Origin of the sequence: Enterococcus sp. AZ103 (genome assembly GCF_051714685.1) — a bacterium.
Lineage (GTDB): Bacteria > Bacillota > Bacilli > Lactobacillales > Enterococcaceae > Enterococcus_A > Enterococcus_A alishanensis.
On the sequence record NZ_JBIOSI010000001.1, the window covers coordinates 1,756,760 to 1,772,761 of the forward strand.

The 16,002-nt window shown below is 36.5% G+C and carries 12 protein-coding genes and 1 other annotated feature; of the genes, 10 read left to right on the forward strand and 2 right to left on the reverse strand.

The features are described from left to right. Positions 1-11 precede the first annotated feature (11 nt). The 9 genes from ftsZ to ID741_RS08870 all read left to right on the forward strand — a co-directional run bounded on the left by ftsZ (position 12) and on the right by ID741_RS08870 (position 9,052). The gene (gene ftsZ, locus ID741_RS08830; protein WP_218324887.1) at positions 12-1,244 is read left to right on the forward strand and encodes a cell division protein FtsZ; all 1,233 of its coding nucleotides are present in this window, start codon (positions 12-14) and stop codon (positions 1,242-1,244) included. An 11-nt stretch (positions 1,245-1,255) separates the two neighbouring features. Next, positions 1,256-1,933 (forward strand): YggS family pyridoxal phosphate-dependent enzyme, encoded by a 678-nt coding sequence (locus tag ID741_RS08835; RefSeq protein WP_438719754.1) that lies wholly within the window; start codon positions 1,256-1,258, stop codon positions 1,931-1,933. Between the two features lie 3 nt (positions 1,934-1,936). Then, entirely contained in the window at positions 1,937-2,560 is a 624-nt protein-coding gene (locus ID741_RS08840; protein WP_218324889.1) for a cell division protein SepF, read from the forward strand. Between the two features lie 20 nt (positions 2,561-2,580). Continuing rightward, on the forward strand, positions 2,581-2,850 hold the full coding sequence (locus ID741_RS08845) for a YggT family protein (protein ID WP_343214708.1): 270 nt from the start codon (positions 2,581-2,583) through the stop codon (positions 2,848-2,850). Positions 2,851-2,864: 14 nt separating this feature from the next. Next, positions 2,865-3,647, forward strand: a complete 783-nt coding sequence (locus ID741_RS08850; RefSeq protein WP_218324891.1) for an RNA-binding protein — start codon at positions 2,865-2,867, stop codon at positions 3,645-3,647. A gap of 18 nt (positions 3,648-3,665) precedes the next feature. Then, entirely contained in the window at positions 3,666-4,391 is a 726-nt protein-coding gene (locus tag ID741_RS08855; RefSeq protein ID WP_218324892.1) for a DivIVA domain-containing protein, read from the forward strand. Beyond that, positions 4,379-4,585: a binding site (T-box leader), on the forward strand. (Overlaps the previous gene by 13 nt.) 45 nt (positions 4,586-4,630) lie before the next feature. Then, positions 4,631-7,420: an isoleucine--tRNA ligase gene (gene ileS / locus ID741_RS08860; RefSeq protein ID WP_438719755.1), complete on the forward strand. Its 2,790-nt coding sequence runs from the start codon at positions 4,631-4,633 to the stop codon at positions 7,418-7,420. Between the two features lie 97 nt (positions 7,421-7,517). Then, positions 7,518-8,054: a 5-bromo-4-chloroindolyl phosphate hydrolysis family protein gene (locus tag ID741_RS08865; protein WP_438719756.1), complete on the forward strand. Its 537-nt coding sequence runs from the start codon at positions 7,518-7,520 to the stop codon at positions 8,052-8,054. Positions 8,055-8,143: 89 nt separating this feature from the next. Further along, complete coding sequence (locus tag ID741_RS08870; protein ID WP_438719757.1) at positions 8,144-9,052, forward strand: hypothetical protein; 909 nt, start codon at positions 8,144-8,146, stop codon at positions 9,050-9,052. 76 nt (positions 9,053-9,128) lie between these two features. Here ID741_RS08870 and zwf read toward each other — a convergent pair whose 3' ends face one another. Together zwf and ID741_RS08880 are read right to left on the reverse strand one after the other, a co-directional pair. Beyond that, the gene (gene zwf, locus ID741_RS08875; protein ID WP_438719758.1) at positions 9,129-10,649 is read right to left on the reverse strand and encodes a glucose-6-phosphate dehydrogenase; all 1,521 of its coding nucleotides are present in this window, start codon (positions 10,647-10,649) and stop codon (positions 9,129-9,131) included. A 13-nt stretch (positions 10,650-10,662) separates the two neighbouring features. Beyond that, positions 10,663-11,310 (reverse strand): metal-dependent transcriptional regulator, encoded by a 648-nt coding sequence (locus tag ID741_RS08880; RefSeq protein WP_218324897.1) that lies wholly within the window; start codon positions 11,308-11,310, stop codon positions 10,663-10,665. Between the two features lie 206 nt (positions 11,311-11,516). On the opposite strand from ID741_RS08880, the gene gltB reads away from it, so the two are divergent. After that, the gene (gene gltB / locus ID741_RS08885) at positions 11,517-16,001 is read left to right on the forward strand and encodes a glutamate synthase large subunit (RefSeq protein WP_438719759.1); all 4,485 of its coding nucleotides are present in this window, start codon (positions 11,517-11,519) and stop codon (positions 15,999-16,001) included. Position 16,002: the final 1 nt, after the last annotated feature.

Here is a 16,002-nt window from a genome sequence, read left to right on the forward strand (position 1 = left end):
GGAATAATAAAATGGAATTCTCTTTAGATAACAATATTAACGAAGGCGCAGTTATTAAAGTTATCGGTGTCGGCGGCGGCGGTGGCAATGCCATCAACCGTATGATCGAAGAAAACGTCAAAGGCGTTGAATTCATCGCGGCAAACACTGATGTTCAAGCTTTAAGAAACTCTAAAGCTGAAACAGTTATTCAATTAGGCCCTAAATACACTCGTGGATTGGGTGCAGGTTCTCAACCAGAAGTAGGACAAAAAGCTGCAGAAGAAAGTGAACAATTAATTTCTGATGCTTTAGAAGGCTCTGATATGGTCTTCATCACCGCTGGTATGGGTGGTGGAACAGGTACTGGAGCGGCACCAATCGTTGCGAGAATTGCTCGTGAACTTGGCGCACTAACAGTCGGTGTAGTCACTCGTCCATTTAGTTTTGAAGGACCAAAACGCGGTCGTTTTGCAGCGGAAGGAATTGCTGCCTTAAAAGAACATGTTGACACATTATTAATCATTTCAAACAATCGCTTACTAGAAGTTGTAGATAAGAAAACTCCAATGTTGGAAGCTTTCCGTGAAGCAGATAATGTTTTACGCCAAGGAGTGCAAGGGATTTCTGATCTAATCACAGCTCCTGGTTATGTTAACTTGGATTTTGCAGATGTGAAAACAATCATGGAAAATCAAGGAACTGCATTAATGGGTATCGGTGTTGCCTCTGGTGAAGAAAGAGTCATTGAAGCGACAAAACGTGCTATTTCTTCTCCATTGTTGGAAACATCAATTGATGGAGCTGAACAAGTACTATTGAATATCACTGGTGGTTTGGACATGACTTTATTTGAAGCGCAAGATGCTTCTGATATTGTGACAAGTGCTGCTACTGGCGATGTAAATATTATTTTAGGTACATCAATCAATGAAGATATGGGCGATGAAATCCGAGTAACTGTGATTGCAACAGGCATTGATCCAACAAAAAAAGAACGTAAGACTAGTCGTAGTAACCAACGACCTAGTCAAGTTCAAGCTACATCACAACAAAAAAATGACTTAGATCGTGCTTCCGATAACCAATCAGCTTTCGGTGAATGGGATATCCGAAAAGATGAAACGAATATTCGGCAAAATGTTGCAGATTCACAATTCGATAATGTTGAAAAGAAAGAGTTTGAAACATTTAATCGTGAAGAAGCAAAACCAGAAAAAGACGAAGAATTAGACACACCACCGTTCTTTCGCCGTAGAAAATAGGGGGAGGGCGCATGATCGCTGAAAACTTGCAAAAGATAAAGCAAGAAATTCGTGAGTCGTGTGCTCTTGTTTCTCGTTCGCCAGAAGAAGTCAAGTTGGTGGCAGTGACAAAGAGCGTAGGCTCTGAAGAAGCAGCTGAATTAGTAGATTTAGGTGTATATGATTTAGCTGAAAATCGTGTAGATAAACTATTAGAGAAAAAAGCTGCGTTAGGAGATAACGCAAATATAAAATGGCACCTAATCGGCAATCTTCAAAGACGTAAAGTAAAAAATATAATTAATGAGATTGATTACTTTCACGCTTTAGAGAATGAAAAACTAGCAGCAGAAATAAATAAACGTGCAGAGAAACTAGTAAAATGTTTCATAGAAATAAATATTTCTGGTGAAGAATCAAAACATGGAATTAAAGCAGAAAATTTGGTCGAATTTGTTGCATTATTAGCTAACTATGAGAAAATTGAAGTAGTTGGGTTAATGACCATGGCTCCACTAGAATCAAGCGAAATTGAAGTTCGCGAAATATTTAGCAAATTAAAAAAATTACAAGAAAAAATTGAACAACAAGAAATCCCTTATGCACCTTGTCATGAATTAAGTATGGGGATGAGCCAAGATTTCCAAATTGCAATTGAATCAGGGACAACTTTTGTCCGAATTGGAACGGCCTTGTTTAGAAAGGATTAGTCGATGGCACTTAGTTTAGCGAGAATTACTGACTTTTTTGGTCTATCAGATGATGAAGAACTTTATGATGAACCAGTCAATCAACCTCAAGCTCCAGTTATGAATCAAAAACCAGTCGTTAATGAAACGCCTCAACCAGTTGAGAATAGACGGGTGGAACCAACTAAACCAGTCGAACAGGCTATGGCAAATAAAGAAAGAATTTCATCAGCAACTAACCAAACAAGAAATAATCAATCAAGAATCAATCGTCCAGCAGCTGTTCAACGACCTGTTGAAAAAGTTGTTGCGATGCCAACAACTAATCAGACTGCGGCAATCAGACGCCGTGAAGAAAGTAATCCAAAAAATAGAATCTCTGTCGTTGAGCCTCGAGCATATTCTGAAGCAATCACGATTGCTAAAAGAATTAGTGGAGGAGAAACGGTCTTGATTAATTTCCAATCTTTGGATGAAGCAAGAGCGCGCCGAGTGGTTGATTTCTTAACTGGCGCTGTTTTCATGATTGATGGTGATATTAAGCGTGTGGGTAATGAAATGTTTTTATGTACACCACAAAATGTTGAAATCGAAAACTCATCGTTGAGTTCAATCGCAAATGATGATATTTTCGGTTTAGAAATGTAGTAGAGGAGTTTTAAATAATGATAATTTTTCTACTAACTATATTGATTCGTTTGGTAGAAGTTTATACCATATTATTAGTAGTATATGCATTAATGTCTTGGTTCCCCGGAGCATACAACACTGGGCTAGGACGATTTTTATCAAGGATTTGTGAACCGTTTTTAAATCTATTTAGAAGGTTACCTTTACAATTTGGAGGAATCGATTTTTCAATTATGGCGGCAGTTATCGTATTAAACTTTGCTGTTAGAATTATCGTTCGAATTGCTAATCAATTATTGTTTTATTAAGGGAGTGAATGGCAGTGAATACAAATGTGTATCAACATTTTAGGCCAGAAGAACGCCCATTTATTGATGAAGTTGGTGATTGGTTGGAACAAGTAGAAAGCCAATATGCGCCATACTTAACCAGTTTTTTAGATCCGCGACAAACATATATTTTAGAAACTTTAATTAAAGAAAATAGTGAATTAAAATATTCATTTTATGGTGGCTATGAAACGGCAGAACGTTTAAGAGCCATGATTTACCCTGAATATTATGAACCAACAATAGATGATTTTGAAATAATGATGGTAGAAGTAAAATATCCAGTGAAATTTACCCAATTATCTCATGGTAAGATTTTGGGGACTTTAATGAGTAGCGGTATTAAACGTGATTATTTTGGTGATATCATTTCCGATGGTGAGCGTTGGCAAGTTTTCTTATCAAAAGAAACAGCTAATTATGTCGAAACCCAAGTTACTAAAATTGGTAAGGTGACTGTTCACTTGGAAGAACGCCCGTACACAGATATTATCTTACCAAAAGATAGTTGGACAGAAGAAACTGATACAACTTCGTCTTTAAGACTTGATACAATCATCTCAACTGTTTATAATATTTCTCGACAACGTTCTAAGCAATTAGTTGAAAGTGGTAAAGTAAAAGTAAACTGGACGGTGAATGAACGACCAGATTATGTATTAGACTTGTTGGATGTTATTTCAGTTCGTGGCTTTGGACGTATTCAAATTCAAGGACTGGAAGGTAAAACTAAAAAAGAAAAAATCCGTTTGCGCTTAGGTGTCTTACGAAAATAAACTGATGAGGTGAAACAGATGGCATTAACACCATTAGATATTCAAAATAAGAGTTTTTCTACTAAAATGCGAGGATATAACCAAGATGAAGTAGATGATTTCTTAGACATGGTGGTTCGCGACTATGAAGAAAGTATCAACAAAAATCGTGAATTGGAAAAGGCATTAAAACATGCTGAAGAAAAACTAGAATACTTTAACGAACTAAAAGAAGCATTGAATCAAAGTATTGTTGTGGCACAAGATACTGCTGATAAAGTAAAATCATCTGCTAGTAAAGAATCTGAAGTAATGATTACTTCAGCTCAAAACCGTTCAGATGAGTTGTTAGCTAATGCTGAGAAAAAAGCACATCTATTAACAACTACAGCAGAAGAAAAAGCCAAAGAAATTTTATCTGATGCAACCAATCAAGCAAGACAATTGGCTGCTGAAACAAATGATTTGAAAAAAAGCACACGAACTTTCCATCAACAACTATTATTATTATTGGAAACACAATTGGATCAAGCCAAAAGTGGTGATTGGGATGAGATTTTAAAACCAATGGCGGCTTATGTCGATGATAGTCACGATGTTTTAAAAGCAATTGTGAATGATGAAGCACTTGACAGTACAGAAGAGTTTACGTTAAACTCAGAGCCAGAAGTCTATGATATGCCAGAAGTTGAATATCATGAAGAAGATGACTTAGGTTTAACCATTGATATTCCACAATTAATTTCAGACGAAGAAGATTACTAGAATAGAAAAGCAAAACAATATTCTTTTAGCGAGTCACAGATAGTGAGAGTGTGATAGACCCTATGTTTTGAAAGATCCTCTGGTTAAATTGACAGAGAAATAAGTAACTGTCAACGGTTCATCTCGTTAGCGATGTTTAAGGAAATCATTGTGATTTCAAATTTGGGTGGTACCACGACCAGTTCGTCCCTTGCGATGAACTGGTCTTTTTTTATATTCTTTTAAGGAGACGATGACTAGTGAAAATGAAAGAAACCTTACAATTAGGAAAAACTGCTTTTCCCATGCGTGGTAATTTACCAAATCGCGAAGGCCAATGGCAAAAAGATTGGGAAGAAGATAAAGTATATGAAGAACGTCAAGCATTAAATGAAGGTAAACCAACTTTTGTCTTACATGATGGCCCGCCATATGCCAATGGCAATATTCATATTGGCCATGCATTAAATAAAATTAGTAAAGATATTATTATTCGTTCAAAATCGATGTCAGGCTTTAGAGTACCTTATGTTCCTGGTTGGGATACTCATGGTTTACCAATCGAGCAAGTTTTAACAAATAAAGGCATTAAACGTAAAGAAATGTCGATGAGTGAATACTTAGAAAAATGTCGTGAATATGCATTATCTCAAGTTGATAAACAACGAACCGACTTTAAACGGTTAGGCGTAGCTGGTGATTGGGATCACCCATACTTAACATTGTCACCAGATTTTGAAGCAGCGGAAATTCGCGTTTTTGGAAAAATGGCCGAAAAAGGCTATATTTACAAAGGATTAAAACCAATCTATTGGTCTCCATCGAGTGAATCTTCTTTAGCTGAAGCGGAAATCGAATATAAGGATGTAAAATCTCCTTCGATTTATGTTGCTTTTAAAGTAAAAGACAGCAAAGGTTTATTAGATGATGATGCTAACTTTATTATTTGGACTACCACTCCTTGGACATTGCCTGCTAATTTGGCAATTGCTGTAAATCCTGAATATACTTATGTAGAAGTAGCAGTTGAAGGGAAAAAATTTGTTGTAGCCAAAGATTTATTAGAAACTGTTGGCACCGAACTTGAATGGGAAAATCCAGAAGTTGTAAAAGAATTAAAAGGTTCAGAATTAGAATATATGAAAGCTCAGCATCCATTTTATGATCGTGACTCCTTAGTTATTTTAGGGGATCATGTAACTTTAGATGCGGGGACCGGATTGGTTCATACGGCACCAGGTCATGGTGAAGATGACTATTTTGCTGCTCGTAAATATGACCTTGATGTATTATCACCAGTTGATGATCGTGGGGTATTTACTGATGAAGCGCCTGGATTTGAAGGAATCTTTTATGATAAAGCCAATAAGATGATCACTGATTTATTAGCTGAAAAAGGTGCTTTACTCAAATTAGAATTCTTTACTCATAGTTACCCTCATGACTGGCGGACTAAAAAACCAGTAATTTATCGGGCGACACCGCAGTGGTTTGCTTCAATTGATAAATTCCGCCAAAATTTATTAGATGAAGTTGAAAAGGTTAATTGGGTTATTCCTTGGGGAAAAACACGTCTATATAATATGGTTCGTGACCGCGGGGATTGGGTAATCTCTCGTCAACGAGCTTGGGGTGTACCGTTACCAATCTTTTATGCAGAGAATGGCGAGCCAATCATCACGCCAGAAACAATTGAACATGTAGCACAATTATTTGAAAAACATGGATCAACAATCTGGTTTGAAAAAGAAGCCAAAGAATTATTACCTGAAGGCTTTACTCATCCAAGTTCTCCAAATGGTGAATTTTCTAAAGAAAAAGATATCATGGATGTTTGGTTTGATTCGGGTTCTTCACATGAGGCTGTACTTCGCCAACGTCCTGAGTTAACCTTCCCAGCTGATATGTATTTAGAAGGTTCTGACCAATACCGTGGCTGGTTTAATTCAAGTATTACCACAAGTGTTGCGATTAATGGTGTGGCACCTTATAAAACAGTCTTGTCACAAGGTTTTGCTTTAGATGGTGAAGGTCGTAAAATGTCTAAATCATTGGGCAATACAATTTTACCAGAAAAAGTAATCAATCAAATGGGTGCGGATATTTTACGCTTGTGGGTAAGCAGTGTTGATTATGAATCCGATGTACGAGTATCAATGGATATTTTAAATCAAGTATCTGAAGTTTATCGTAAAATTCGTAATACGATGCGTTTCCTATTAGCCAATACAACTGATTTTGATCCTAGAAAAAATGGTATTAGCTACGAAGAATTACGCTCAGTTGATAAATACATGATTGTTCGTTTGAATGAAGTGATTAAAAGTGTTCGGGAAGAAGGATATGATAAATATCACTTTATCCACATTTATAAAACAGTGATGAATTTCTTAACGACAGATTTGTCTTCTTTCTACTTGGATTTTGCAAAAGATGTAGTGTACATCCAAGGTGAGGATGATTATGAACGTCGGGCGATGCAAACTGTTTTTTATGAAATTGCGAATTCGGTAACTAAATTATTGACACCAATTATTCCTCATACTGCCGAAGAAATTTGGTCATTCTTGAAAGAAGAAGCAGAGTATGTACAATTGACTGATTTACCAAGCTACCAAGAATATCCTAATCAAACAGAATTGATGGATACTTGGCAAGCCTTTATGGATTTCCGAGAAAAAGTCTTGAAGGCATTGGAAGAAGCACGGAATGCTAAAGTAATTGGTAAATCAATGGAAGCAAAATTAACAATTTATCCAAATGAACAAGTTGCTACTATGTTGAAAGCTGTTGATTCTGATCTTGCTCAGTTATTGATTGTTTCTGAAGACTATTTCAGCGTAGCTAACGGTGAAGTACCAGAAAATGCTATGAAATTTGATGATGTAGCTGTATTAGTGGAAAAAGCAGATGGTGAAGTCTGCGAACGTTGCCGTCAAGTGAGAACAACAGTTGGTGAAGATTCTGAATTATCAACATTATGTCACTCATGTTCAGAAATTGTTCACAAACATTATCCAGAAGCTGTGGCTGAAGGTTTTGAAAATTAACATTTTTAGTCGAGAATTAATTTTCTCGGCTTTTTTTGCATTTAGTTAAAAATAATTGGTATAATCTTGATGAAAAGAGATTATGGGAGTGGAATATATGGGATTTATTGTTGGAATAGTAATTATCGGTTTAGCTATTTGGGGAGGAAATCGATTTTATAGTAGTTATAAAACTAAAAAAGTATTTAATGATCGGCAAAAAAAATACAAAGAGACCCATCAATTATCAGACAAAGATTTAGAATTATTCAAAAAAACAATGGGTGAAATGAAAAATCAAATTCTAGGGATTGAAGAGGCAACAAACAAAAATAAGGATTTAAAAAAGATTGAGAATTCGGAGGCTGGAATAAAATCTGCTAAAGAAATTTTTCAGGAATTAATGGCAGAACCTAATAAGTTAACTAAATATGGTGATTTTATTTATAAAAAATTACCTAGTATGCTAGATGCGTGTATTCGCTTAAATAAAATTGAGGGAACAAAACTGAATTCAAAAGAAATCCGAGAGTCGGTTGATAGTATTTTGGAAACAGTGACGTTTATTTCAGCTAGTATTACCGATGAATATGAAAGGATTGTAAAAGAAGATTCTGAAGAGATTGCTTTGTCGAAAAAAGTGATTGGGAAATAGCCGACAACAAGTTTAATTATTTTCAGAAGTTAACCAAGCTATTGTTATGGATATTAGAGTAAAAAACAAGGAGTAGATAGGGAGATTTTATGGGGAAAAAGAAAAAATTTTTTGATGAATACGATGAGTTGTTTGTTCGTGCTGAGGGCGGAGACAAAAATTCTTTAAAACCGAAAAAGAAGGTAGCTGAGTCAAAACCAAAAATAAAGCCTGCACCAAAACCAAACAAAAAAACAAAATCAACGAATAATAGAAAAAAAGTTAGTAATAAATTTAAAACCATAGGAATTGGGATTGTCTGCTTAGTTATTTTTTTGGGGTATTATGGGCTGAAAAAAATTGATAGTCCTTTACTTGGTTCAGACACCTCTTTTGAATCAAAGAGTATCAAGCCACTAAAAATTGCAGGTATAAAAGCGACTGAAGAAATCGACTACAGTTTACCGTTGGCAGTTACTGAAGAAGAGAATGGTTTTACTTTTAACCGTGGTTATCAACTTGAAATTAAAGGCGACTGGGATAATGAAGATCCAGAAGGCGACAAAGCTGTTTTGCCATCAAAAGAGGACTACGTTTATTCAAAGGAAGTAGCCAACTTAAAGTTCTATGATGGACGAGACTTTTCTCGCTCTGCTCAAATTGAAATTTCAGGAAATATAACAAAATCATTTTCATCATGGTTAAGTGATCGACGAGATTTCACGAAAGTGTATCCTCAAGAAAAGATTGATGGGATCATGACTGGTTATATTATTGAGTGTGAATATTACGAAAATTCTTCATATGGAAATATTTACCGTTATTTTGTATTCCCAGATGGTACAGGTATTCAAATTAGGACTAGCGTAGGATACGATGTAAAACTTGATCTGACTCCTGATAGTACCTTTTCTGAATTCAAAAAGGTCTTGGCGATCGACTATAAATTTTTGAGTGAAGATTTTGTTTTTAGTAAAATAGCCAATGAGTCAACTGATGTGTCTAATATTGCTGAATAGATATATGTATTTTTTTCAATAGAATAAGAAACAACAAAAGATGAACTGCCCAGGTTTTGGGAAGCTCATCTTTTTTTTAATAATCTAATTTATTTCGTTGTTTATACCATTGTTCTGGTCGCCAAATCCAGTGAGCACCATCAGCTTTCAACAAATCAAAAGCTTCATTTGGTCCCATTGTTCCTGCAGTATAATTAGGGAAACTTGGAATGAAATGTTCCCAAGCTACTCGAATGCGGTCAACAATCTCCCAAGAGTTACGAACTTCATCCCAATGAGAAAAGTTTGTTCCATCGCCATGTAATGCATCTAACAATAATTTTTCATACGCTTCAGGACTATTTACTGTGATTTCTTCGCTTTGACGGAAATCTAGTTTTACGGGTTCTGTTGCAAAACCTTGACCGATTTGTTTACCGTTTAACATCAATGAGAAGCCTTCAGTTGGTTGAATGTAAATTGTTAAAACATTTTGCTCAGCCAATTGGACATTGTTGTCACTCTCATTATTAAAGTTAAAAACATTAACTGGTACTTGTTTGAAGACGATATTAATTCGTGTACCTTTTTCAGTCATTCGTTTACCCGTTCTGATATAAAATGGAACACCTGACCAACGGAAATTATCAATTAAGAATTTTCCAGCGACAAATGTTTCTACGTTGGAGTCTGATGCGACATTTGGTTCATCACGGTAAGCAATAAATTCTTTATCATCAAGAGAACCAGCAGCATATTGACCACGAGTGAAATTTTTCATAACTTCTGTCTTATCATATCGTCTGATGGCTTCTAAAACTTTAATTTTTTCTTGGCGAATGCTTTTATCAGAAAAAGAAGTAGGGACTTCCATTGCTAATAAGGCAACCACTTGTAAAATATGGTTTTGGACCATATCTCTTAAAGCACCACTATTTTCATAATAACCACCACGATCTTCTACACCTAAGCTCTCAGCAAAAGTAACTTGGACATTTTCGATGTAGCGATTATTCCAAAGAGATTCAAAAATATTATTCGCAAAACGGATAACTGCAATGTTTTGCACCATTTCTTTACCCAAATAATGATCAATTCTGAAAATATCTTCTTCTGCAAAAGCAGTTGTAATTTGTTCATTCAGAATAGTTGCCGTTTTTAAATCAGAGCCAAAAGGTTTTTCAATTACCAGACGGTTAAATCCAGTGTCTGTTAAGACGGATTGATCTTTTAAATGACTAACAATTGTGCCAAAGAATTGAGGTGACATCGCTAGGTAATATAAACGATTACCCTTTAATTTATATTTTTCATCTAATGTATTAGATAGTTCACGCAATTCATTGTAGTGAGCAGCATCATTTACATCATGCGATAAATAATAGAAATGACTAGCAAAGGCAAAGGCTTCATCACTGGTAGGATTTAATTCTTGGATGGATTCTTTTACAACTTCTCTATAATAATCATCCGTCCATTCTCTGCGAGCCGTACCAATCACGGCAAAACGATAATCTAAACTACCTTTTTTAAATAAACGAAACAAAGAAGGATATAACTTTCTCTTAGCTAGATCACCGGTTCCCCCAAAAATAGTAAATAGTGCTGTCTGTTCCATAGAATTCCACTCCTTAAAGTTGGTCGACAAAGATAGTTGTAGCAGCTTTGTAGCTAATGGCAACTTCTCTATCTTGATTTTTTAGTGTGATTGGTCCTTCGTAAGCTGCGATATTCGTAATGGTATATCGGTCATGGATTTTAACATTTAATGAAACCAAGTAATCCAATAATTCTTTTTCATCTAAAACCCGAGCAATTTCAATTTCTGTATTGATTGGATAGTCAATCAAAGTTGCGCGTTTTTTTTCATGGATTGCCTCGCCATGTTTCGGAATCATGCCGCCATGGGGACATAATTTTGGATATTTTAGGTAACTATCTAATTTTTCTTCTAACATTTCAGAGGTTACATGTTCTAAAACTTCCGCGTCATCATGCACTTCATTCCATGAAAAAGACAAATGGTCCACTAGAAAAACTTCCCAAAGACGATGTTTGCGGACTAAGGCGCTAGCCTTTTGTAAACCTAGTTCTGTTAGTTGTACACCTTGATAGGGGGAATGGTCAACTAATCCCTCTTTTACCAGTTTTGAAATCATCTCGCTAACTGAAGCACCAGAAATGGCTAAACCAGCGACAATTTTTTTGTTGCTGACTTTCTCAACATCTCCGCCTAATTCTAATATTAATTTTAAATAATCTTCACGATTGGGTGTCATAAGCTAGTCATCCTTTCAAACCTTTAGAATATCATATAAATTCTATCAAAAAAAGGGTTTTATTTCCAAAAATCAGAACTAAAATAGTAATTAAGGTACTTGTCGATTAAAATATTTTACGATCAAGTATTGCCTAAATATTATAAAAAAGGTAGTATATTAAAAAGAAATGAGAATTTTCAAAAAATAATAAGGATTGGTGTCTAATGTTAAGTCAGCAAATTGCTAAAACACAAACCATGTATGATCCATCTTTTGAAAAAGATGCCTGTGGAATGGGTTTTATTGCCCAAATCGAGGGGAAAGCCTCTCATGAATTAGTCGAACACGCATTAACGATGTTGGAACGAATGAACCATCGTGGTGGGACAGGCGCTGAGCCAGATACTGGTGATGGTGCTGGGATCTTGTCAACAATTCCTGACAGATTTTTCCGCAGAGTAGCAAATGATGCTGGCGTATCTCTTCCAAAAATTGGCGATTACGCCGTGGGAATGTTCTTTTTGCCTCAAGAGCCTAAACAAAAAGATGGTTTATTACAAGCTCTTGTAAAAGACATTCAAGAAGCTGGTTATCCAGTAATCTGGCAGAGAGATGTCCCTTTTCAGTATGAAAATTGCGGTCCTGGCGCGCAAAAAGTAATGCCTAGCTTTGTGGAAGTCTTCATTAAAAGACCGTTAGATGTTCCTGCAGGACGAATCTTTGAAGATAAATTATACACGATTCGTCGCCAGCTAGAAAAAACTTTTAATCATGATGAATTAGCAATCTGTTCATTATCTGCTAAAACAATCGTTCATAAAGGAATGCTACATGCTTATCAAGTAGGTATTTTTTACAATGATTTAAAAGAAGCTGATTATGAAGCAAGTATAGCAGTCGTTCATTCACGATTTTCAACCAATACTTTTCCCAGCTGGGATCGGGCACAGCCTTTCCGCTTCTTAGCTCATAACGGAGAAATCAATACCTTACGAGGCGCAGAAAATTGGATGAAGAGCCACGGAATAGAAGTATATAATGAAGAAGATTCTGACTCAGCGAAGTTAGAAAACTGTATGGAATATTTGTACCGTAATGGTCGTGATATTCCTCAAGCGCTATTAATGATGGTTCCAGAAGCGTGGTCAAGAGAAGCAAATTTAAGTGAAGAATTAACAGCCTTTAATGAATATAATGCGAGTTTCATGGCACCATGGGATGGTCCAGCTGCTTTATGTTTTACTGATGGAGAAACTGTGGGTGCCTTTTTAGATAGAAATGGTTTAAGACCTTCTCGTTATTTGTTTACTAAAGATGGGTATGTCCAAGTGGCTTCAGAATCTGGCGTAATTGATTTTGAACCTTCAAACATAATTGAAAAAGGTGTTTTAGGACCAGCAAACATGATTCTAGTGGATACCGTTAACGGAAAATTTTTGCGTAACGACGAGATAAAAGCCCACTATGCTGAAAAAAATGATTATAGCACTTGGTTGACAGAAAATCGTTTAGAAATTTCTGATCTTTCGACAGATGAAGTCCCAACAAATCAAATGGATGAAAAAGAATTACAAAGACTATGGAAATTAAATGGCTACACTGACGATATTATTCGCGGTTTAATTGTGCCGATGGCTGAGAATGGTGAAGAGCCAGTTATTTCAATGGGCTTTGATTCTCCATTAGCCATTTTAAGTGAAAAGCCTCAATCCTTATTTACTTATTTTAAACAACAATTTGCTCAAGTAACAAATCCACCGATTGATGCGATTCGTGAACAACTGGTTATCGGAACTGAAATGTTTCTTGGTTGTGATAGCGATGTGAAAATTGATACAGCTGCAAATTGCCGTAAATTAAAAATTGAAAGTCCCGTTTTATCAACAGAAGATTTCCAAAAAATAACCACTTTAAATGAAGATGGTCAACGAACAGTGACTGTCTCCACCACTTATTCGATTAAGGAAAGTGATCTAGAAGATGCGTTAGACCAAATGTTTAAAAAAGCGGAAGCTGCGGTGGATGATGGTGCTACAATTATTGTGTTAAGTGATCGAGAAACTGCACCAGAAAAAATGGCAATACCGATCTTATTAGCTGTTTCAGGCTTACACAATCATTTAGTTCGGCGTGGTAAAGGATCACAAACAAGTCTAGTTGTCGATGCGGCAGAAGTTAGTGAAGTCCATCATTTCGCTACATTGATTGGTTATGGTGCTTCGGCAGTTCATCCGTATGGGGCTTATGCTACTTTACACGATTTTGATTTAGCACAAAATGCAGAAAAATATCGTAAGGCCTGCGAAAAAGGTATCGTAAAAGTGATGTCTCGGATGGGAATCTCAACGATTGCTGGTTACCATGGCGCACAGTTATTTGAAGCAGTAGGTATTTCAACGTCAGTGACAGATGTTTATTTCACTGGAACAGCTAGCCGTCTGGGTGGCTTATCATTAAATCAAATTGAAGCTGAATATCTAAAACGCCATGAAGCAGCATATGGTGTGAAGCAAGCTGATTTTTTACCTTCTGGCGGATCATTCCAATATAAAGCAGATGGCGAGCATCATTTATACAATCCAACAACAATTTATAATTTCCAAAAAGCAGTTCGTGCAGGAGATTATCAATTATTTAAAGAGTATACGAAAGAAATGGATGATACTAGTATTGAAACACCTACGACATTACGTTCAATGTGGGAATTCAACTCTACTCGTCCAGCCGTAAAATTATCTGAGGTTGAACCAGCGAAAAATATTGTGAAACGTTTTAAAGTTGGTGCGATGTCGTATGGTTCATTAAGTGAAGAAGCCCATAAATGTTTAGCTGAAGCGATGAACGCGATTGGCGCAAAATCAAACAGTGGTGAAGGTGGCGAAAATCGCAATCGTTTTAAACCAACAGCCGATGGTCGCAATTTTAATTCAAAAATTAAACAAGTTGCTTCTGGACGTTTTGGTGTGAATGCAGAATATTTAATGAGTGCCGAAGAATTACAGATAAAAATGGCCCAAGGTGCAAAACCCGGTGAGGGTGGTCAATTACCAGGGAATAAAGTCTTTCCTTGGGTAGCTGAAATCCGCGGATCAACGCCAGGAGTACGTTTAATTTCACCACCACCTCATCACGATATTTATTCAATTGAGGATTTAGCACAGTTGATTCATGATTTAAAAACAATTAATCCTTACGCAAAAATTAATGTGAAATTGGTTTCTAGCACTGGTGTCGGCACAATTGCTACTGGTGTGGTGAAAGCTGGCGCAGATATCGTAGTTATTTCTGGTTATGATGGTGGAACCGGTGCTTCTCCAAGAAATTCTGTTCGTGATGCAGGCCTGCCTTGGGAAATGGGCTTGGCGGAAGCGCATCAGACGTTAGCTATGAATAATTTACGTCAAAGAATGACTTTAGAAACTGATGGCAAGTTGATGACTGGCCGCGATATTGCGATGGCAATTTTGTTAGGAGCAGAAGAATATAGTTTTGCCTCTTTGGCATTGGTTTCAATTGGTTGCGTCATGATGAGGGTTTGTTCATTAAATACTTGTCCTGTCGGGGTGGCTACCCAAAATCCGGCATTACGAAAATTCTTTGTTGGTAAGCCAGAACATGTTATCAATATGATGATGTTTTTAGCAGAAGATTTAAGAGAAATCATGGCAGAATTAGGCTTCAGAAGTATTGATGAAATGATTGGTCATACAGAAGTATTGCAACCACGTTTTGTTGCTAAGGGTAAAGCAAAATCACTTGATTTTTCTCGGATGCTATCGACATCTGTTGGGATTGAACGGAAAGTTGAAGATCCTTTTAAAGAAAAACGTCAATGGAAAGAATTGGATAGCTTTGCAACAGCGGCAATTGAAAATGGTGAGGTTGTTGAAGTTGAACAAGCAATTAATAATGTCAGTCGGACAGTCGGAGCAAGAATGGGTGGCTGGATTGCTGAACGATTTGGTAATTATGAATTAACACCGGGACAATTAAAATATACTTATCATGGCATTGCCGGTCAAAGTTTCGCTTCATTTATTACACAAGGAATGGAGCTGAAATTAATTGGTGAAGCTAATGATTATGTTGCTAAAGGATTGAGTGGAGGACGTTTAATTATTGTTCCACCAGCTGATGCCGGTTATGATGTAGAGCATTCTCAAATCGTTGGAAATGTGGCTTGTTTTGGTGCCAATCGTGGAGAAGCTTTTTTCCGTGGTCGTGCCGGAGAACGTTTCTGTGTTAGAAATTCTGGTGCAAATGTTGTGGTTGAAGGTGTTGGCGAACATGGGTGTGAATATATGACTGGCGGAGTCGCGGTGATATTAGGCTCAACTGGACGTAATTTTGCCGCAGGTATGTCTGGTGGCGTAGCTTACATTTATGATCCAGATAATGTGTTCCCTGGTAAATGTAATATGGAAATGGTGGATTTATACAAATTAGATGAATCTGGCGATGATAGTATCTTAAAAGAAATAATTCAAAATCATTTGGCCTATACTGATTCCTTGAAAGCGGCAGAATTATTAAATGATTGGGATAATCAAAAACAACATTTTGTGAAAGTTTATCCTCGAGAATATCATGAAATGATCGATGTAACAGAACAATTAGCAAAAACAGGCTTAAGTGGTGATGAGTTACTAGAAAAAGCCTTCGTGGAAGTTGTCGGTGAGCAAACAGCACCGGCTGGAAAGGGGCAATAAT

Bases quoted from the DNA above. Each gene is read 5' to 3' on its own strand.
- ftsZ (WP_218324887.1), top strand. From the start codon at position 12: ATGGAATTCTCTTTAGATAACAATATTAACGAAGGCGCAGTTATTAAA.
- ID741_RS08835 (WP_438719754.1), top strand. From the start codon at position 1,256: ATGATCGCTGAAAACTTGCAAAAGATAAAGCAAGAAATTCGTGAGTCG.
- ID741_RS08840 (WP_218324889.1), top strand. From the start codon at position 1,937: ATGGCACTTAGTTTAGCGAGAATTACTGACTTTTTTGGTCTATCAGAT.
- ID741_RS08855 (WP_218324892.1), top strand. From the start codon at position 3,666: ATGGCATTAACACCATTAGATATTCAAAATAAGAGTTTTTCTACTAAA.
- ID741_RS08865 (WP_438719756.1), top strand. From the start codon at position 7,518: ATGGGATTTATTGTTGGAATAGTAATTATCGGTTTAGCTATTTGGGGA.
- ID741_RS08870 (WP_438719757.1), top strand. From the start codon at position 8,144: ATGGGGAAAAAGAAAAAATTTTTTGATGAATACGATGAGTTGTTTGTT.
- zwf (WP_438719758.1), bottom strand. From the start codon at position 10,649: ATGGAACAGACAGCACTATTTACTATTTTTGGGGGAACCGGTGATCTA.
- ID741_RS08880 (WP_218324897.1), bottom strand. From the start codon at position 11,310: ATGACACCCAATCGTGAAGATTATTTAAAATTAATATTAGAATTAGGC.
- gltB (WP_438719759.1), top strand. From the start codon at position 11,517: ATGTTAAGTCAGCAAATTGCTAAAACACAAACCATGTATGATCCATCT.